We start from the raw sequence: 21,177 nt of genomic DNA, 5'->3' as shown, positions 1-21,177 counted from the left end.
TAAAATAAAAATCCGAGCTCTTAATAGGGCTCGGATTAGTACTAGATTATTCTAAATATTCAAATTCATAAGAGAAGATACGTACGATATCACCATGAACAACACCATGTTCTCTAAGTGCATCTTCGATACCTAAACCACGTAGCTGTCTTGCAAAACGTTTCACAGCTGATTCATTATTAAAGTCTGTTCTATTAAATAAAACAAATAATTTATCACCTGTTAATTCAAAGACACCGTCATCACCTTTATTGATGATGAAATCTACTGCATCTTCTGCATTCAGTGTATAGTGTTTTGTAGTATCTTTTGGAGCAAATTTAGGGATAGTTTTTAATGTTGTAGCAATTTCATATTTAAGCGTTTGAATACCATCATTCATCAGTGCTGAAATCGGAATAACTTTAACATCTTTTAATGCTTTTTTGAAGGCTTCAAACTTTTCTTGTGCACCTTCAACGTCCATCTTATTTGCTACGACTATTTGAGTTCTGTCTTTTAGTTTTTCATCATATAACACTAATTCATTGTTAATCTTATTGTAGTCATCTAGTGGATCTAATGAATCCATAGATACGATATGTAATAAAACTCTACAACGTTCAACGTGTTTTAAGAATTGTAAGCCTAAACCAACACCAAGGTGCGCAAACTCAATTAATCCAGGTAAGTCTGCAACAACAAACGCATCATCTTCCACATTAACCATACCAAGTTGTGGAGATAGTGTTGTAAATTGGTAGTCAGCTATTTTAGCTTTTGCATTTGAGATTCTAGTAATTAAAGTCGATTTACCAACATTAGGATAACCTAATAAACCAACATCTGCTAGGACTTGAAGTTCTACTTTTGCTAAGAATATTTGACCTAAATCACCTTGTTCTGCAAAGTCAGGTGCTTTATTATTGTTGGATGCAAACGCCATATTACCACGGCCACCTTTGCCACCTTGAGCAATTAATAAAGTTTGACCATGTTCTAACACTTCACCAATTAAATTTTCTTTATCATCATATACAATTGTACCTAATGGTACACGAACATATGTATCTTCTGCGTGTGCGCCATGCATCCCTTTAGGGCCACCATGGACACCATTAGCAGCTTTGATATGTCTGTTGTATTTTAAATCTATTAACGTATTTTTACCTTCATCACCAATAAAGTAAATATGACCACCACGGCCACCATTACCACCAGCGGGTCCACCAAACTCCACGTGTGCTTCTCTACGGAATGCAACTTTACCGTTACCACCGCGTCCTGCTTTTACTTCTACTGTTACTGCATCTACAAATGCGCTCATTGTTTCACTTCCTTCGTATCTAAAATTTTACAACAAAAAAGGGTAATAATCAATTACCCTTTTAATATTAAGCTTCGTAAACTGATACTTGCGTACGGTTTTTACCTTTACGTTCGTATTTTACAGTTCCTGTTACTTTAGCGAATAAAGTATCATCTCCGCCACGTCCAACGTTATTGCCTGGATGAATTTTAGTTCCTCTTTGGCGATAAATAATTGAACCAGCTGAAGCGAATTGTCCATCAGATAATTTTGATCCTAATCTTTGAGATCTAGAGTCACGTCCGTTTCTTGATGACCCTACCCCTTTTTTAGATGCGAATAACTGAATATTAATCTTTAACATGTTATCCCTCCTTATGGTTTTTAATGTAAGTTTTATATTGAGCTGCGAGCTCATTTAATGTGTATTCTAAATTGATAAGTAAACCTTCAATTACGTCATTTGTTTGATTGATCTGTAATTCAAAGTTTCCTTCTTCTACTTTGGCATAAAAGTTTTCTTTATACCCTAACGTTTCAATAGCATTCACAGTAACGATTAAAGCGGTTGATACTGCACTACATACAATGTCTGTACCGTATTCACCAAAGAGCGCGTGCCCTTTAACGTCGAGTCCTTTAATGAAACCATGATCTTTTTTGAAATGATACTTAATCATTAGCCTTGAATTGATTTGACAACTAACTTAGTGTAAGCTTGTCTATGACCTTGTTTTCTTCTATAATTTTTACGTCTTTTATATTTGAAAACAATAATCTTTCTTTGTCTACCTTGTTTAATAACTTCAGCAACAACTTTAGCACCTTCTACATATGGGTGACCAATTTTGTCTGATGTTGCTAATACTTCAGTAAATTCGAAAGTATCACCAGCTTCGACATCTAGTTTTTCAACGTAGATTTCTTGTCCTTCTGTTACTTTAACTTGTTTACCGCCTGTTTGGATAATTGCAAACATGTGTGTTTCCTCCTTTTATTTTATTTGAAGACTCACTATGAAGGTAGTCACAAGACATTTATAACCTTTTCTATGTGGTACAACGCAACTGTTATTTTATTATAATTTGATACTTTTGTCAAGGTTTTTTTACAGCTTCTAAAACTTAATTTCAAAACTTAGTTATTCCGTGGGATTTGCTCCACCATCAAGTGCTTCAAGCTTAGGTTCTTTAGATTTAAACATGTTCATAATTGTCTTTGGAAATAAGAATAATCCATCAGCAATAACGATTGGTAAGTGTTTAGCAGCTTCAATTAAAGCGCCATATCTAATCTTTTCTTTTGTAAGATCCGGTGCGTCATCAAATAGGTATTTTCTGGTTACAATGCCTATTCTAAGTGTTAGTAGCGCATTAGACACCCCTTCTATCACACTAGACATAATCGGTCTAATTAACGGTATTTCACCAAGCATCTTCATTGTAGATGTTGGGATAATATCATTTAGATTAATATTTTCTAAACCTTCTGCAATAAGTGCTGTAACAAATACATTGATAACCAGTTTTGCTAGATTTCTATAACTTGGTCTAAACCCACATAATACAACAATTTCTTTAATCATTTTAATATTGACTACAACCACTGTAATAAAATCTAATCGTCCATTTTGTGAGATTGCAGTGGATACCATGACTGTCTTTGCATGTTGACGTATGACTTTGTTTAATTTTTTCTTTAAATGTTTATTGTATACATTATTTAGAGCATCTCTTAACTCATAAGGATCGTGCATAGAATCTTCTAAATTCTTTTTCATGCCTTCTGGTAAGTCTTCTTGTTCTAAAATACGTTTAGCTACTTTCTTATAAACCTTATGTTCTCTTTTAGGGTTTTTATCTAATGTTGTACCAATTGAAAAAGAGGGTGAAAATAAGATAATTACAACCGGTCTAATAATTAAAAAATACACTAATAAAAATGAAAGTCCATAAAATATGTAAGGTGCATACTCATGTACACTTTTTAAGTGTTCTCCTACTTGCATGATGGATGAAACAATCATCATAAGTATAATAAGTAGTGTACCTATACCTACAAAATACCAGAATTTTTTATTAGAGTTTTTCTTCATATGGTTTTTACCTTTTTTATTTATTATATCAAATTTCTTCTCTTCTTTGTCTACGATATGAAAAAAACTCATTTCTACCTATAATAATATGATCAATAAGTTCAATGGATAAAACTTCACCAGCATTTTTAATAAGTTTCGTTAGTTTATCATCTGCTTGACTAGGTGTGGAATCACCGCTTGGGTGATTATGGACGACAATAATGCCAAATGCACCAATTCTTACAGCAGACTTAAACAAATCTTTTACAGATACTTGAATAGATGAAGTTGTACCCATATAGATCGTCTCATTTTTTAGTAGATTACCTTTGATATCTAAACATAAAACGATTAAGTGTTCTTTTCTTAGGTAAGACATATCCTCTTTAAGTAAATGATACACCTCACTCGACTCAGTTATCATTTTACGTACTGGTTTTTTTCTATCACTTAATCTTCTTCCAAGTTCTACTGCAGCAATAATGGTGGTAGCTTTTGCATCACTAATTCCATAAATTGTAAGTAAATCTTCTACGGTGATATGTAACATATCTTCAAAATTATCTAATTGAGACAACACTTTTTTAGCAAGTAACAAAACATCTTCCTTTGTATTTCCTGTTCTAAGTAAAATAGCTATAAGTTCATAGTCTTCTAATGCACGAACGCCATGTTGAATTAATTTTTCTCTTGGTTTCATAAATAAACACCCCTTCTAACTTATAGTAGGTAGAAGAGGTGTATTTTACTTTTATTTAAATTCTAAATATCTTAATAAGTTCAGTCCATGTATCTTTTCTAGCAAAGGTAAACATTGTAGAAAGTAGTAAGATACCTACTGCTAAAACAGATAAACTCGTCCAAGTAACACCTGTTTCCATAAATGGTGTTGTAAAACCAATAATACCTACTACAAAATTCATAATCATTAAGAAGAATAAACTTCTCACATGTAAGTAATATGTTTTAGGTTTACTTGCCACTACAATCGGTAAAATGATAGTAGTTGTTACAAGTAATGCTGGTATAACATAGGTTAGACTCCAAGCTTTATATTCTGTAATCACATCTATAAGTATAAGTACCAAACTTATAAGGATTACTTGTCTATTAACTTTTGTTGGATAATTGTGTTTGGATATAATAATTTGAGATAACAGTATCCAAGCATAGACAATCGGTCCTATTGCAATTAAACTCCAAGGTGTAGGATTAGAATTATATGTAGCAAAGTTTATCATTGCAAGGATGATGACAACCGCAATTGAGATCACACCAAATATCTTAGATACAAACTTAGCCTTATTAGATTTAAGTTTAATTGTTGGGTATCCTTGAGTAATAACTTTACTCTCATGGGTTTTTTCAATTAAAGGTCTACCGCAAATCGTACAAGTTGTTTCCTTCTTATAATAATATGCGTGACAATGTTGACAGTATCTCATTATATAACCTCCCAACCATTGGCTTCAATTTGGGATTCAATATCCAGTGATTTTAAGATTTTAAAGAATTCAATTTCAAAATCACGCTCTACAATTTTAGAGATAAATGAAATCGTCATTGTATCCTTAAACGACACAAAAGACATAGCCTTTGGTGTATCTAGGTTAGGCACAATCATAAAACTATAATGTGAGATATGCTCACTCATATCTTTAGGTAATTTAATTAAACCTAAGTTTGAAGTGTCAAATGTATTCAGTTTATTACCGATTTTTCCGTAAACACTACGCATTGCAACAATCTTTATACTTAAAGGTGTCATTCTAAGTAGTTTGTTTTGTTCATAACGGACATTTTGAATGATTGAGTTGACCATATCTTCTAGGTTTAGTTGATTTTTCATCTCTAGTTTCACAAAGGATAAAATATGTTCTAACTCATTTTCATCTTGATTAAGATCATAATTAATACGTACATAACTAGCAAAGTTTCTTAAAGTAACAGATGGATAGTATTGACGCATGTTTACAGGTATAAAGATACGTGCTAAATGTTTATAACTTTGTATCTTACCAGAGCGTTTAAGCGCTAATATAATCATGCCAATCATGAGTTCATTCATGGTGACATCAAAAGATTTAGCCGTTGCTTTAACTTTAGATAATGATACATAAGCATTTATGACAGCATTATAGTTTTTTGGGTAAAATGTCCCCTTAATGCGATGTGCTTTTATTTCTTTTACTTTAGGTATTTTTTTATCGTGATATAACTTTTGAAATTCATCAGCAACTTCTTGATAGGTTGCTGCTGCATCTGCACGTATAACTAAACCTTCAGGATCAATTGTTTTACCATCTAAGGTTAAGTATTCATAAGCAAGCGAGTTTACAAACTCTAATGCACCTTTACCATCTGTTAGGGCATGGAAAAACTCAACACTTAGTCTTTCTTTAAAGTACTGTGTTCTAAATAAAAAGTCGTTATTACTTTTAAACACTAGAAATTGATTAATCATACCATCTTCTTCATATAGTAAGGGTTCTTTCAAATTTTCTTCAAAATAATACCAGAATAATCCTTTTCTAATACGAACGTTTAGATGTTTAAAACGTTTGGTTGTACGATTAAGTGCTTGTTGTAATATATCTACTTTAATGGGTTCTTTAAATATAACAGAGATCCTAAATACGTAGCTACGTGACTCATTAGCTACTACAGGAAAAATTTTAGCTGCATTATCTAGGTCATAAAACTTTCTAAGTTTGGCCAAATTATCCCAACTTTCTTATAGTTTTTCTAAAACCTTTTTCGCGAGTGCAAAATACAACTTACCATTCATATCGTTAAGACTATAGATGTAACTTGATGTATCTACTGGTTGATTAATAGGTATTTGAATTAAAAGTTCACTTTGTAGTTTAGACGCTGTGATTTCTCCACCACCTTGACCAAATAAATACTCATTTTTTTGATTTGCTTCATTATAATAGTAACTCATGTTTTCAACCACACCAATGATTTTGTGTCCTATTTCATAAGCGCCAAGACCAGCTTTTAAGGCTACATGGCTAGCATTTGGATGCGGTGTCGTAACAAGTAACATTTTAGCATCTGGTACAAATGTTTGTACATCGAGCTGTATATCACCCGTACCAGGTGGTAAATCAATTAAAACGATTTGAGTATCTTCATCCCATAATACATTATTGAAAAAATGTGTTATAAGTTTACCCAACATTGGACCACGCCACATAAGTGGTTGGTCTAGCGGCATAAAAAATTCAGGGCTAATGACTTGTATGTCATCTAGAGTTCTTGCAGGTATAAGTTCATCATCTTCTGAAGTATCTAGTGGTTCAATAGGTAGATTAAAAATACTTGGTATGGAAGAACCATAAACATCTGTATCAATCACACCTACTTTATAGCCTAATCTTTTGAGTGCGACAGCAAGGTTTGCTGTAACACTAGATTTACCAACACCACCCTTACCTGAGATGATACCAAGGTAAGTGATAGATTTTTCATCATCTAGTTTGTAGTTAGAATCGGTGAATATGATGCGGATACCTGGATAATCAAACTTGATTTTTGCAAGTCTTGCAATTTCAAGTTTGATATTGGTTTCATCTTTTCGTCTATTTTTAAGCTGGACTTCTAAATCTATCACATCTTCTTCATCGACTTTAATACTTAAAATACTGCCTACTTCTTCAAATGTTTTATTCAATGATGGATCTATTAATTTATTTAATTCAATTTTTAATTGTTCTAATTTGCTCAATTACTTTTTACCTTCATATAATTTTTGATTGTCTTTTAATACCTTAGATGTACGGTAAGTGTTTTTAATACGTTTAAATAATGAGGATTGATCATAAGATAGAATACTTGCACGGTAAAGTGGTGTAAATACTGCAAGTAACCCTACTGCAGTTACTATCATAATAGCAAAACTAATAACTACTTCTAACCAACCTAATTGTCCAGCAGCAAATGCAACCGGTAAAACAAGTGGTGCACTAAATGGGAAGTATCCAAAGAATAAGAGTAATCCTGATAGTTGGGATGCACCTGCAAATATCCCACCCATATATGAAATCATTAAAATCATCATAACAGGTGTTTGAATTGCTTGATAATCTTCTTGGTTAACTGATAATGATGCGAAGAATCCACCTATGATTGCATAGATAAGTGCCCCTAATACAGCACATACTAAAGTTACAAGTAATGTAGGTAAAATAACTGGTCCTAAAATACCTACAATATCACCCCAACTACCGCCAACTGAGGTACTGCCACTAGCAATCAGTTCGTTTAAGCCAAACCCTACTAGTCCAAAGATAACATAGGTTAATAGCTGAACTACTAAGAATATCATGATGGACAATATCTTAGCAAAAAAGTGTGTTCTAGGTGGTACAGATGCAATAATAATCTCAATTGCCTTAGTAGATTTTTCTTCCATAATCTCAGTACCTATGAACTGGAGTGCAATTGTAATTAAAATAAAGATTGGGATAATCACTGCTGTAGATAAAGCTGACATAATGGATTGAAGTTCTGTATCTTCTGCATTTGGATCTTTTACAAAATCTACAGTAACATCATTAATCATTCCAGTAGAACCTGGATTATCAATTTCATATTTTAGTCTTTGTAAGTTTGGTAAGAAACTTTCAAGTATAGATGCTACATAGCCATGTAAACCAGAATTATATACTTGTACTTGAACCAAACCACCTTCTAAATAAATGTAAATTAACCCAGAGTTTGGTAGTGCATCATCATAATATGTTGCATCAGGAATATCATTTGATAAAAGATATTCAATTTGGTTATCAAATAAATTGAATAAAGAGAAATTAATGACTGTTTGTAGTGCATCATCAAAGTTATATCCGGTTGTATCTACAATAGTTATTCTATTATCGATAATCTCTCCACCCGGTTCATCAGCAAAACTACTAATAATTGTAGGTAGTAATGTAATACCTACAATTAAAACACCAATGACTGCTGTTGAAATATAAAATGCTTTTGTAAAAAGTCTTTTCTTTAATCCATATTTAATTAAATACTTAAGCTTCTTCATACTTTTTACCTACTTTCGCAATAAATATCTCAGATAAACTTGCTTGCTCAACATCATATTTTCTTAAATTCTCTAGTGTCTTAATATAATCAAATACACTTGGTGCAACATCTTCTGATTCAATTTTAATGGTCCATTCTTTGGAGTCTTTTGTACATCCAAAAACACCAGGTATTCCAAGTACTTTTTCAGCATCTAAACCATCTGCTATGACTTTAATGTTATGCTTTTTAAAGTCATTTTTAACATCTTTAATTAATCCTGAAATCACTGATTTACCTTTTTCTAAGACAACTAGGCGCTCACAAAAACTTTCTACATGATCTATTTGGTGTGATGAAAAGATAATGGTACAACCTTTTTGTTGGTATTCTCTGATAACTTCAACAAATAATTCTATATTTATAACGTCTAGACCACTAAAAGGTTCATCTAGTACTAGTAATGATGGTTCATTAATCAGTGCTGAAATAAACTGAATTTTTTGTTGATTCCCCTTAGATAATTCTTTAATTTTCTTCATTTTATAATCTACAATATTAAAACGTTTTAACCAATAATCCAGTCGTTCTAATATTGTTTTAACAGGTACATTTTTAAGTTGACCAAAATACAAAATTAAGTCTTTTACAGTAAGTTTTGTTAGTAAACTTCTTTCCTCAATCATATAACCTATTTTATCCACTGTTTCATAAGAGACAAAATCCCCTTCATATCTAACATAACCACTAGATGGGTATAGTAAACCCATTATAGTTCTAAAAGTTGTAGTCTTACCAGCACCATTGGTGCCGAGTAGACCAAAGATTTCACCTTTTTCTACTTCAAAAGATAAGTCATCTACGGCTGTAAAATCGCCGTATTTTAAAGTGACATTTTTTACTTCAAGCATCGATAAACTCCTTTTCATTTATAAATTGAAAATATACTACTAATATCATAACATGTTTACCGTTTTTTTAATAATTATTTAATCGATTTAAGGCCATCTTTATGATAAAAACACACACCTATTTATGACAGGTGTGTGCAGATTTATTGTTGACTAGGATTAGTTGATATATCTTAGTCTTTATTGATCATGCGTTCATTTAACAATTTAATGAAGCCATCAATTGAGATATTAATTTGCTTTTCACTTCCATATGGTCTATAGGTAATTGAGTGTGTATTCATCTCATTATCACCTACCACTAATTGATATGGTATTTTTAATGTTTGAGCTTCACGGATCTTATAGCCTAACTTTTCATTTCTAAAGTCAGATTCTACTCTAAATCCTAATTTTTTTAATTGTTCATGTAGATTCATGACATAATCTTTATGTAAGTCTAAATTTACAGGAATCAGTTTTAATTGAACTGGTGCTAACCATAATGGGAAGCTACCTTTGTATTCTTCAATTAAGTATGCTACAAAACGTTCCATTGTAGATACTACACCACGGTGAATAACTACCGGGCGATGGTTATTCTTACCATCTTCACCAACATAAGTTAGGTCAAATCGTTCCGGTAATAAGAAGTCTAGTTGTACTGTGGATAGAGTTTCTTCCATACCCATTGCAGTACGTACTTGGATATCTAATTTTGGTCCATAGAATGCTGCTTCACCGATGGCTTCTTTGTATGGAAGTTTCATTTCATCCATGACGTTTTTAAGTTCTGATTCCGCACGTTGCCACATTTGATCATCATCAAAGTATTTTTCTTTGTTTTCTGGATCTCTATAGCTTAATCTAAAGCTATAATCAGTGATCTTAAAGTCTTTATATACTTCAATAATTAAATGCACAACACGCATAAATTCTTCTTTAATTTGATCAGGTCTTACAAAGATATGTGCATCATTTAAAGTCATTTCTCTAACACGTTGTAAACCACTTAACGCGCCTGATTTTTCATAACGGTGCATCATACCTAGTTCAGCAAAACGTATTGGCAATTCTCTATAGGAGTGAATATCTTTTTTATAAATCATCATGTGGTGAGGACAGTTCATTGGACGTAGTACTAACATTTCTCCATCACCTAAATCCATTGGAGGATACATGTTTTCATGATAGTGATCCCAGTGTCCACTTTGTTTATAAAACTCTACGTTAGCCATAATTGGTGTATACACGTGTAAATAGCCTAATTCTAACTCTTTATCAGTAATATAACGTTCGATGATGCGGCGAATAGTTGCGCCTTTTGGTAACCAAAATGGTAACCCAGAGCCTACTTCTTGGCTTGTCATAAAGATATCTAAATCTTTACCGATTTTTCTATGATCTCTTAATTTTCTTTCTTCAAGCATCACTAAATGTTTATCAAGTTCTGCTTTTTCAAAATAAGCAATACCATACACACGTACTAATTGTCTATTTTTAGCATCCCCTCTCCAGTAAGCACCTGCAATACTTAAGAGTTTAAAGTGTTTGATGTATTTTGTGGAAGGTACGTGACCACCACGACATAAATCGATGAATTCCCCTTGTCTATAAACACTTAACTGATCATCTTTATAAACTTCAATTAATTCTAATTTATATGGATCATTTTTAAATATGTCTCTAGCTTCATCATAGGATACTTCAATACGTTCGATTAAGTGATTTTCTTCACTTAATTTTTTCATCATTTTTTCTACCTCTTCTAAATCTGCATCTGTAAAGACACTGTCTTTAAAATCAACATCATAATAATAGCCTTCTTCAATTGCTGGCCCTACCCCAAATAATGCATCTGGATAAAGTTTACGAATAGCTTGTGCCATTAAGTGTGCGGCCGAGTGATTTAATACATGAAATGATAGTTCCTCTTTTGGAGTAAGTAATTGTAATTTACCATCATGTTCTAATTTACGTGATATTTCAACTAAATCCTCATTAAATTTAGCTGCAACTATTTTTTTTGCTAAAGATATCGAAATATCTTCTGCAACCTCTAATACTGTAATACCTTTTTTGTAAGATTTGATGTTGCCATCAGGAAATGTTACTTTAATCATGTCGTTCTCCTTTGCTTATAAAAATAAAAGTCCCTACAATAAAACAATGTAAGGACGAATTTAAAAATCCGCGGTACCACCTTAATTCATACAATTAATGTATGCAACTTCATAAGTTATCTATTAACGCTAGAAAGACGGGTCCTATTGGTTTAGGCCAGCTCATTAGGTGGTAATTTAAGTGGGTTTGTAAGCTCTCACCATTCTTACATCGCTTTTTCGTTTATGACTTAAATCTTGTCCTAATTCATTGCTTTATTAGTATTTTACACTTAAATGTTAAAAAATCAATCTATTTTGAATCTTTTCATCAATTTGAAGGGTTTTGTCAAATCACTAATTCTTTTGATAATACGCATGACACGAATACTATCATTATCTTTATTTAGAGTCATACCTTCTGCAAGTTCCTTGAAGGTCACATTACTTGAAATGTGTACCATTAAATTTGCATTTAAACGGTAATGGATGACAGGTAGTAATATTTCATCTCTAAACCATGCAGACATGTTTTCACCACCCAAATCATCTAAAATAAGTACCTTTGTACGTTTTAAGATGTTGATACGTTTTTCAAGTTGATTTGTTGAAATTGCACCTTTTAATGTTCTTATTAAGTCTGGAACAAAGGCATAGATAACATCAATGTTAAGTTTAGTAAGTTCATTTGCTAAACCACTTAATAAAAAGCTTTTACCAGTACCATTTGGACCATATAAATAGAGTCCTTTCATGAACTTATCTTTTTGGTCGATGGTTTGTCTTGCATAGTCAACTGCTTCTTTTTGAAAGTCATCACTAATGATGAAGTCATCTAAGGTTGCATCTGCTATGTAGATATCTGATTCAAAGGTTTCTAAGTTTCTTTTAATGATACGTGTTAAATCTTGTTGTCTTTTTTCTTTAGTTGGCTCATATACAATTTGAACGTAGGGTTCAAACTTTAATTTAGGTTTAAAGCTTTTTGAATCGTTTTGATCACGTTGAAGTAAATATTGGTACACAATAATGACTTCTTCGTCATTTAATTTTAAATGTTTTGTCTCATCATCATTCAAGATGGCTTCTCTCATAAATTCTAGTTTCATCTTATTTGTCCTCAAATTCAGCATTAAGTTCATCTAAGTATGCATCAACCCATTCAGGATTTTTAGCCTTAGTTTTAGTTTTTGCTGTATAACTTACAGTTTTATTTTCATAACTAGATTTATCTAAAACTTCATGATAAGCATCTTCTGTTGTTCGTATACCTTTTTTAAGCCACGTTTCTAAAACCTTTTCAAGATATGTAATATGTGGTAAATGTCCATCTTTAAATTTTAGTATATGAAGTAGTAATGCATTAATAATACCGATTTCAACTTGATTTCTTTCAATTAAAGACATCACTGTGTCGGTATACATTAATTGATAATCATCTTTTGCATACTTTTCAACAATTTGCATAGGGGAAACAGTTTTTAGGTAATTAATTGAAGATTCCTTACCATTTAATTGTTTTGTTTCACTTACAACTGGTAATACCTTTTTCTTATCTTGGTAATAGGTTTGAGCTTTAAAACTTAAATTACCTAAATCAATATCACCATTTGGTGATACGGTTTTAATGTAGATATCTGCAATTTCATCTAATGAAAATTGGTAGACAAACACTAATTTTTGAATGGTATCTACCGTTTGACGAGACATTAAAATTGGTTTTTTAACTCGGTCCGGTAATTTTTCAACAAATGCTTCATAATTAATTTGATCTTTAATACGTGCACCTAAGTTACTCTTCTTACCTAAATAAACATCAGAATCATAAAAATGGTTAGAATCAATAAAGTTAAAGACATCATCAAAGTTTTTAGTCACTTCCGTGTAGCCTGTTAATTCTATTTTTTCTACTTTAAATAGGTTTGTTACTTGGTCATATAATTTTTTGCCCATTTCAGTGAGTAGAAACTGTCCTAAAATCGTATCTTGAATAAATCCTCTTGGGGATAGTGGTGATTTTAATTGATAGACTGTATGTTCACCTTGAACAAAGGTATTAAGTAAGTTAATGGCTTCTAATTTTTCTCTAGCCTCTTTTAAATCATCTATTTTAACATTTAACACATCAAGTAGAAATTGATGTGTAAATGTTTCTGATTGATAATTTTTGGTGTTTAATAAGTGGTAAAAAGTATGATATAAAGAAAACGATAAAACACCAATAATTGGTTGGTATAAAATACCTAAAACTTTCCACTCATCACTTGAAAGTGCTGATTGACTGATAATATTAAATGTTGATTTTGCTTTCACTTTATACATACCTTTCTAATAATTTATCTATTTTTTCATATAACGCATCTATAGATCCATTATTTTTTATAATGTGTGTAGCTAGTTTGCGCTTTTTACTTAAAGGTATCTGCGCTTTTATACGAACAAGTGCTTCTTCTTGAGTATATTTGTTGCGCTTCATTAATCTATCCAGTTGAAGTGCTTCAGTTGTATCTATTAAGATGGATTCATCAAACTCTTTGTAATTCGATTCAAATAATAAAGGAATATCTAAAAATAAGATATGTTCATTATTTAATTGTTTTTGTTTGCTAATTTCATCAAAAACGAGTGGATGTAAGATGTGTTCTAATTTTTTTCTTTGTTTTTCATCATGGAAAACGATGTTTGCAAGTTTTGCTTTATCAATTGGTGTTTCCATTTTAAAGGTTTTTGCAATTAAATTTAGTACATCACTATCTTGATAAAGACTTCCTACAATTTCATCAGAATCTACAACTACAAATCCTTTTTTTCTTAAATAGTTTGTTGCAGTAGATTTACCGGTTGCAATACCACCTGTGATTGCGACTACATAAGATGGTTGGCATTTAGGACAAATATAAGTACCTCGTCCTTTTAACTGAAATTTAATTATTTTAGTGCCACATACCTTACAAATCTCTCCAGTTTTGCCATGAACATTTAACTCCTGTTGAAACTCACCCTTATGCCCTAATGATTCAAAGGTGTCAATTGTCGTTCCACCCATTTCGATGGCCTTGTTTAAAACAAGATTAGAGTTATTTAGTAAGGTTTTTGCTTCATCTTTACTGATTAAAAAACCTTTTTTGGCTGGATGTATTTTAGATAAGTAAAGTATTTCATTTGCATAAATATTACCAATACCACCAATAATGGATTGATCCAGTAATATTTCTTTAATCGTTTTACTTCTTTGATTAAAACTACTATAAAAGGTGTTTAAATCTAGGGTATCAGGGTCTTTAGCAAGCCCTTTAATATCTTTTAAATAAGTGTCTTTATATTTAATATCTACCAGTTCAAAACGGCCAAATTTACGTGTATCTTCATAACTTAACGTGTGACCGCTTGATAGATTAAACACTACATGTATATGTTTATTTAAAGGCGCGTCCATAAAGTATTTGCCTTCCATACGTAAATGAGATACTAAAAGATAGTCATCTAAAATAAACTTTAAATACTTTGCTTCACGTTCTACTTTATGTATACGTTGACCTTTTAATTTGGTTTCAAATGACGCATCATTTGAAACAATAGGTCGATAGTATACTAAAACCTCACGTATGATTTCACCTTCTAATACTGTATTTAAATTTCTACGAATGGTTTCTACCTCAGGTAGTTCAGGCATAGTACTTCTCCTTTATTTTAATTCATACCAGTTGTTTCCAACATCACATGATGTTTTCAGTCTAACGCCTAAATTAAAGGCTTTTTCCATGATGTTTGGTATGACTTCTTTCATCTCATCCAACTCTTCTTTAACAACCTCAACGATGAGTTCGTCATGTACTTGTAGGATAAGTTTTGATTTCTTTTTATTATCTTTTAAATAGTTGTGTAAATCAATCATCGCGAGTTTAATAATGTCTGCTGCTGTACCTTGAATCGGCGCATTTAAACTGGTACGTTTACCAAACTCTCTTAAGTTAAATACTTTAGAGGATAGTTCTGGTATATAACGGCGACGATTTAAAAGTGTTTCAACATAGCCATGTGTTTTAGCAAACTCAACGATATTGGTCATGTAATCTTTAATTTCAGGATATACTTCCAAATAACGGCTAATAAAGTTTTCTGCTTCTTTCACCGTGACACCAATATCCTCAGATAAACTCCATGGTCCAATACCATAAATAATACCGAAGTTAACTGCTTTAGCACGTCTTCTTTGTTCACTATCGACAGTATCTACGTGGAATACCTTTTGAGCTGTTACGGTATGAATGTCTTGATCTTCTTCAAATGCTTGTTTTAAATTTTTAACATCAGCCATAGCTGCTAACACACGTAATTCGATTTGAGAGTAGTCAGCACCTACAAAATAGCTATCAGGTTCAGGAATAAATAATTTTCTTATTTGTCTACCTTCTTCTGTACGAATAGGAATATTTTGTAAGTTCGGTTCTAAACTTGATAAGCGACCAGTTAAGGTTAGTGCTTGATTATAAATGGTGTGTACACGGTTATCTTCAAATACGGATTCTTTAATACCGATTAAATAGGTTGAATACAGTTTAGTTAGTTGTCTATATTCAATAATTAAGTTAATAATTGGATGGTGATCGATTAGGTTGTTTAAAACTTCAATACCTGTAGAGTATCCTGTTTTAGTTTTCTTACCATTTGGTAGACCTAAGGTATCAAATAAGACATCACCTAATTGTTTAGGACTATCGACATTAAAGTCAACACCTGCTAGCAAAAGAATTTCAGTTCTTAATTTATCAATACGTAAAGACATATCTTTAGTTTGATTTTCTAGTTCTTTTAGGTCAACTGTTAAACCTTGATATTCCATATCTGCAAGGACATCTGATAGAGGTAGTTCCACATCATTTAGTAAACTTAATTGGTTACGTTCAGTTAATACATCTAGTGTTTGTTGCATCAGTTTATGGATGATATACGCCTTTTTAGCTATATGACCTTCATAGTCTGATGGAATTAAAGGTAGGGCCTTTTTAGCACCTTTACCATAAACTTCTTCATCATATTGAATATCCGTGATTTGAAATTGTTGCGCAATAAAGGTAAAGTCTTGTTTACCAATACTGGACTGAATTAAGTAAGCAGCTAAAAGTAAATCATAGGTTACATGATTAAACTCGGTACCAAGTTTCTTTAAAAATACTTTTGTACCTTTATAGTGATATGTATACTTTTTATATTTAGAACTTTCTAAATAAGCTTTAAATGAGGCACTATTTAAAAACGTTTCACTATCTACAAAGTAATTGATTTTTCCATTACTTAAACCAACACCCCAAAGTTCAGCTTTGTGGTAATTGAAATCTGAAAATTCAAAGTAAATTGCAAGATCTTGGTTGAGTAGAGATTTTAATGCATTTTCAGAATCAATTGCTTTATATTGAAACTCAGAAGTTTCGGCAGTAGTTGCAGCAACTTCTGGATTTTTCTTATTATAAGATATCACTAATTGTTTTAATTCAAGACGTTTATAAAAATTAATTAAGCTTTCTTCATCTACTTCACCAACTTTTGTATCTTCAAGATCAAAAGGTAGTGGCATATCCGTTAGAATTGTTGAGAGTTCTTTTGAAAAAACTGCCTGTTCTTTGTTTGTACGAATGTTTTCTCCAAGCTTACCTTTAATATGTTCTGCATTATTTAAAATATTTTCTAACGTACCATATTCAGCAATTAACTTTTTAGCAGTGACTTCTCCAACGCCTGGAACACCTGGAATATTATCAGATTTATCACCAACTAATGCTTTAAAATCAATAAATAACTCATGAGAAAAACCATAAGTTTCTTTTAAAGTTTCAGGTGTGTAGGTTTCTACAACACGCATACCTTTTTTTAACATGTGCACAGTAATATGTTCTGTAACTAATTGTAAAAGGTCATAATCAGATGAAAAGACATCGACTTTATAACCAGCTTTTTCAGCCATTTTAGCAAGGGTACCAATGATGTCATCTGCTTCATAACCAGCCATGGAGTATTCTTTAATGCCAAGATACTTAATAAGTTCATGGATTAAAGGTATTTGACTACCTAATTCCTCAGGCATTTCTTTTCTACCTGCTTTATAATCATCATATGATTTATGTCTGTGTGTCGGTTCTCCAGTATCAAATGCTATAAGCATATGTGAATTAGATATCTCAATAATTTTATCGATCATACCACTAAATGCAAAAACGGCATTTGTATAAATACCTGTGGATGTTTGTAAGACCTTAGCTCCTGGATATGCAGTCGCATTATATGCTCTAAAAAGTATCGAGTTACCGTCTACAAGTGTAATTTTTTTCATATTGTACCCCTTCTATAAATGTATTTTAACATAGTTATCTAGATAAGTTTTCCACAAAAAATGTGGGAAACTTATCCCTATATTATGAAAGGTAGAATCCTAAAGGAAACTACCTTTTATGTTTAAAATCTAAAGCCGCCTTTACCCTTACCTTTTCCTTTTTTAACCTTGGTTTGACTAGGTTGGAAACTGCTTGGGTTCTTGCTTAAACGCTCCATTTGTTTTTCGTCCATATTAGACATTTGTTTCATCATTTGTTTTTGTTGTACGAGTGAGTCTCTTAAGCGGTTGACATCGGATACCTCAACTCCAGCACCTTTAGCAATTCTTTGACGACGCTTAGAGGATTTATCGATAAGTTCAGGATATTTTCTTTCATCTTCTGTCATACTTTGGATGATGACATTAATTCTATCAAATTGCTTATCATCTACTTGGCTTAATGCTTCTTTCATTTTTCCTAGTCCTGGAATGAACCCTAAGATTTTTGAAATAGAACCCATACGTTTAATCATTTTAAATTGTTTTTGAAGATCTAAGTAATTATATGAATCACTCATCATCTTTTCCATCATGGATTTTGCTTCATCTTCATCGATATTTGATGTCACTTCTTCAATTAACGTTAACATATCACCCATACCAAGAATACGAGAAGCCATACGTTCTGGATGGAATGCTTCTAGGCTATCCATCTTTTCTCCGCTGGATGCGAATTTAATTGGTATTTGAGATATTTCTCTAATAGATAAGGCAGCACCTCCACGCGTATCGCCATCCATTTTAGTTAAGATAACGCCGGTTGCACCAATTTGATCATGGAATGATTTAGCAACATTTGCAGCTTCTTGACCCATCATCGCATCTACTGTTAGAAGTACTTCATTAGGTTTTAGGATTTCTTTAACATCTTTTAATTCTTGCATCATGTCTTCATCAATCGTTAAGCGACCTGCAGTATCGACAATCACTACATCATAATTGTTATCTTTGGCATACTTTAAACCGTTTTTAACAATAACTCTAGCGTCTTTAATACCTTCTTCATAGACATGAATGCCTAATCCTTTACCGATTGTAACAAGTTGATCAATGGCTGCAGGACGGTAAACGTCAGCAGCAACAAGCATGACTTTCTTTTTATCTTTTTTACGAATATAAAGTCCCATTTTACCAATAGCAGTTGTTTTACCACTACCTTGTAGACCAATGGTCATAAATGTAGATAAACCAGTGTTTGCGTAATTAAGCCCTACGGACTCTTCACCCATGACACGTTTTAATTCATCATGCACAATTTTTACAACTTGTTGACCAGGATTGAGTCCGTTTAAGATCTTTTCACCAAGGGCTTGCTCTTTAACATTATTAGTAAATTCTTTAACAATTTTAAAATTGACGTCTGCCTCTAATAAAGATAGACGTACTTCACGCATCATTTCTTCAACATCTTTTTCAGTTAAACGCCCACGACCGGTTGCACGGCGTACAAACATTTGTAGGCGATCAGATAGCGAGTTTGACATTATTCATCCAACTTTCTTAACTCATCAATATATTTTAAATCTTTTGTTGATTCCAATTGATCTAATAGTTTAGATCTTTTTTGGCTTGTCTCAACAAGTTTTAATTTTGCCTCAAAATTATTTAAAATTTGTTCCACATTTTTTAGTTGTGTGTGCACAGCATTTCTAGACACATCAAAAATATCTGCAATTTCTTGTAAGGTTAGATCCATGTGGTAATAGTTTGTATAGTAAGCTTGTTGTTTATCCGTTAATAGTTCACTATAAAAACTATAAAGTGTATTTAAATATTCTGTTTTTTCTAAGTTTTCCATTAGAAGAATCCTTTAAATAGGTTATAAATATAATCTTCTATATCAAATGGTACTAAATCATCAATTTTTTCACCAAGGCCTACATATTTAATTGGTAGGTTATATAAGTGTCTAATCGCAAGTACAATACCACCTTTTGCAGTACCATCTAACTTGGTTAAAACAATCCCAGTTAGATCTGTTGCTTCATTAAACACTTTTGCTTGATTCATACCATTTTGACCAGTAGTTGCATCAATAACCAGTAATGTTTCAGCAGGTTGACTTGGTAGAGCTTTTTCAATGACACGTTTCATTTTTGATAACTCATTCATTAAGTTCACTTTATTTTGAAGTCTACCAGCAGTATCGACTAATACAAGGTCATATGTTTCTTTTTTAGCTTTTTCTAGTGCTTCAAATATGACACTTGAAGGGTCAGATCCAGCATCTTTTTGGTAAAAATCTACCTTGGCACGCTTACTCCACTCATAAAGTTGTTCAATTGCACCAGCTCTAAAGGTATCACCTGCAACCATTAAGACTTTTTTACCTTGGTCTTTATATTGTTTTGCAAGTTTACCAATAGTAGTTGTTTTACCAACACCATTAACTCCTACAAATAAAAAGACATTGACTTCGCCTTCTGTAAAACTTAATGTTGTATCTACAAATTCATCTTTTAAATATATTTCAAATAATTTATCAACAATCGTTTCACTTAAGTCACTTGGATTTTCAAATTGTTTATTTATAACTTCATTTCGAAGTTCATTTGTAAAATGTAAAACAGTATCTACACCAATATCGGCAGAGATAAGTAAATCTTCTATAGCATCAAATAAATCATCATTAATCGTATCAGACTCATCTAATAATTTCTTTAAGTTATCAAATGAACTTCTACTTTTATGTAGACCCATTTGATATTTATCATTTTTTGGTTTCTTTTTAAACAGACGTGAGAAAAAACCCATCCTTGGTCACTTCCTTTATTTATCTATAGTATTTTATCATAATTACATATTTTTATAAAGGCTCTTTGACAGATTATGGTTATCTTCTTGCCCTTGTTTTTTTTGTTATAGTACAGTATCTAAAAATTTAAATAGTTTATCATAATTCGGATGATTGCTCATTTCATCTAAATATTCAACATAAACTACCTTTCTTTGATGGTCTAAAACGAAAATAGATCTTGCAAGTAATCTAAGTTCTTTAATAAGTGCACCATACTTCATACCAAAATCCAAGAGTTTGTGGTCACTTAAAGTTGTGATTTCTAGACCATTTGAGCCACACCATCTTTTTTGTGCAAATGGTAGGTCATTAGAAATGGTAATAAAATCTAAGTTTTTATAACTCGATAATCTTTCATTAATTGTACGTGTTTGAATATCACATACAGATGTATCTAAACTAGGTACAGCGCTAATCAGTGTATAGTCTTTTTTAAAATTAGCAAAAAATGATACTTCATTTAAATTATTATCTACAGCGATAAAGTCGAGTGCTTTATCACCAATCTGTAATGGTTCCCCTAAAACTGTTATGGGTTTGTTTTTCATTGTTTTCATAAAAATACCTCCTATCCTTATAAGTCTATTATAGGATAGAAGGTAAATATTTTAGTCATTTTCGCCCT

20 protein-coding genes are annotated in these 21,177 nt (G+C 31.9%); all 20 read right to left on the bottom strand.

Annotated features, from left to right (window positions below; translation table 11 throughout):
• Window positions 1-46 precede the first annotated feature (46 nt).
• Window positions 47-1,306 carry a GTPase ObgE gene (gene obgE / locus ACL_RS01825; protein ID WP_012242318.1) on the bottom strand — a complete coding sequence of 420 codons (1,260 nt, stop codon included), beginning with the start codon at window positions 1,304-1,306 and terminating at the stop codon, window positions 47-49.
• A 67-nt stretch (window positions 1,307-1,373) separates the two neighbouring features.
• A complete protein-coding gene (gene rpmA / locus ACL_RS01820; RefSeq protein ID WP_012242317.1) occupies window positions 1,374-1,652 on the bottom strand; it encodes a 50S ribosomal protein L27 in 279 nt (92 codons plus the stop codon).
• Between the two features lies 1 nt (window position 1,653).
• Window positions 1,654-1,968, bottom strand: coding sequence for a ribosomal-processing cysteine protease Prp (locus tag ACL_RS01815; protein WP_012242316.1), 315 nt, complete (start codon window positions 1,966-1,968; stop codon window positions 1,654-1,656).
• A complete protein-coding gene (gene rplU / locus ACL_RS01810; protein WP_012242315.1) occupies window positions 1,968-2,267 on the bottom strand; it encodes a 50S ribosomal protein L21 in 300 nt (99 codons plus the stop codon). The genes ACL_RS01815 and rplU overlap by 1 nt, the downstream gene beginning before the upstream one ends.
• Window positions 2,268-2,429: 162 nt before the next feature.
• The gene (locus ACL_RS01805; protein WP_012242314.1) at window positions 2,430-3,383 is read right to left on the bottom strand and encodes a DUF697 domain-containing protein; all 954 of its coding nucleotides are present in this window, start codon (window positions 3,381-3,383) and stop codon (window positions 2,430-2,432) included.
• Window positions 3,384-3,411: 28 nt separating this feature from the next.
• Entirely contained in the window at window positions 3,412-4,065 is a 654-nt protein-coding gene (gene radC / locus ACL_RS01800) for a RadC family protein (protein WP_012242313.1), read from the bottom strand.
• A gap of 55 nt (window positions 4,066-4,120) precedes the next feature.
• The gene (locus tag ACL_RS01795; RefSeq protein WP_012242312.1) at window positions 4,121-4,810 is read right to left on the bottom strand and encodes a DUF6320 domain-containing protein; all 690 of its coding nucleotides are present in this window, start codon (window positions 4,808-4,810) and stop codon (window positions 4,121-4,123) included.
• Window positions 4,810-6,084 carry a hypothetical protein gene (locus tag ACL_RS01790; protein ID WP_041633763.1) on the bottom strand — a complete coding sequence of 425 codons (1,275 nt, stop codon included), beginning with the start codon at window positions 6,082-6,084 and terminating at the stop codon, window positions 4,810-4,812. Before ACL_RS01790 ends, ACL_RS01795 begins: the two co-directional genes overlap by 1 nt.
• A gap of 15 nt (window positions 6,085-6,099) precedes the next feature.
• Window positions 6,100-7,098, bottom strand: coding sequence for a P-loop NTPase (locus ACL_RS01785; protein WP_012242310.1), 999 nt, complete (start codon window positions 7,096-7,098; stop codon window positions 6,100-6,102).
• Window positions 7,099-8,412 carry an ABC transporter permease gene (locus ACL_RS01780; protein ID WP_012242309.1) on the bottom strand — a complete coding sequence of 438 codons (1,314 nt, stop codon included), beginning with the start codon at window positions 8,410-8,412 and terminating at the stop codon, window positions 7,099-7,101.
• Window positions 8,399-9,304: an ABC transporter ATP-binding protein gene (locus ACL_RS01775; RefSeq protein ID WP_012242308.1), complete on the bottom strand. Its 906-nt coding sequence runs from the start codon at window positions 9,302-9,304 to the stop codon at window positions 8,399-8,401. Before ACL_RS01775 ends, ACL_RS01780 begins: the two co-directional genes overlap by 14 nt.
• Before the next feature lie 173 nt (window positions 9,305-9,477).
• Entirely contained in the window at window positions 9,478-11,406 is a 1,929-nt protein-coding gene (thrS, locus tag ACL_RS01770; RefSeq protein ID WP_012242307.1) for a threonine--tRNA ligase, read from the bottom strand.
• A 287-nt stretch (window positions 11,407-11,693) separates the two neighbouring features.
• On the bottom strand, window positions 11,694-12,494 hold the full coding sequence (locus ACL_RS07190; protein ID WP_012242306.1) for an ATP-binding protein: 801 nt from the start codon (window positions 12,492-12,494) through the stop codon (window positions 11,694-11,696).
• 1 nt (window position 12,495) lies between these two features.
• Window positions 12,496-13,707, bottom strand: coding sequence for a DnaD domain protein (locus ACL_RS01760; protein ID WP_012242305.1), 1,212 nt, complete (start codon window positions 13,705-13,707; stop codon window positions 12,496-12,498).
• Window positions 13,700-15,058 carry a DNA-formamidopyrimidine glycosylase gene (mutM, locus tag ACL_RS07185; protein ID WP_012242304.1) on the bottom strand — a complete coding sequence of 453 codons (1,359 nt, stop codon included), beginning with the start codon at window positions 15,056-15,058 and terminating at the stop codon, window positions 13,700-13,702. Before mutM ends, ACL_RS01760 begins: the two co-directional genes overlap by 8 nt.
• Window positions 15,059-15,070: 12 nt before the next feature.
• Entirely contained in the window at window positions 15,071-17,713 is a 2,643-nt protein-coding gene (gene polA / locus ACL_RS01750) for a DNA polymerase I (protein ID WP_012242303.1), read from the bottom strand.
• A 122-nt stretch (window positions 17,714-17,835) separates the two neighbouring features.
• The gene (gene ffh / locus ACL_RS01745) at window positions 17,836-19,242 is read right to left on the bottom strand and encodes a signal recognition particle protein (RefSeq protein WP_099750354.1); all 1,407 of its coding nucleotides are present in this window, start codon (window positions 19,240-19,242) and stop codon (window positions 17,836-17,838) included.
• Window positions 19,239-19,553, bottom strand: coding sequence for a YlxM family DNA-binding protein (gene ylxM / locus ACL_RS01740; protein ID WP_012242301.1), 315 nt, complete (start codon window positions 19,551-19,553; stop codon window positions 19,239-19,241). The genes ffh and ylxM overlap by 4 nt, the downstream gene beginning before the upstream one ends.
• A complete protein-coding gene (gene ftsY, locus ACL_RS01735) occupies window positions 19,553-20,509 on the bottom strand; it encodes a signal recognition particle-docking protein FtsY (RefSeq protein ID WP_012242300.1) in 957 nt (318 codons plus the stop codon). The genes ylxM and ftsY overlap by 1 nt, the downstream gene beginning before the upstream one ends.
• Before the next feature lie 105 nt (window positions 20,510-20,614).
• Window positions 20,615-21,109, bottom strand: coding sequence for a thiol peroxidase (tpx, locus tag ACL_RS01730; RefSeq protein WP_012242299.1), 495 nt, complete (start codon window positions 21,107-21,109; stop codon window positions 20,615-20,617).
• Between the last annotated feature and the right edge of the window lie 68 nt (window positions 21,110-21,177).

This window comes from Acholeplasma laidlawii PG-8A (genome assembly GCF_000018785.1).
Taxonomy (GTDB): domain Bacteria; phylum Bacillota_I; class Bacilli_A; order Acholeplasmatales; family Acholeplasmataceae; genus Acholeplasma; species Acholeplasma laidlawii.
Note: the sequence above shows the minus strand (reverse complement) of the source record. Positions and strands in the feature narration are given on the sequence as shown.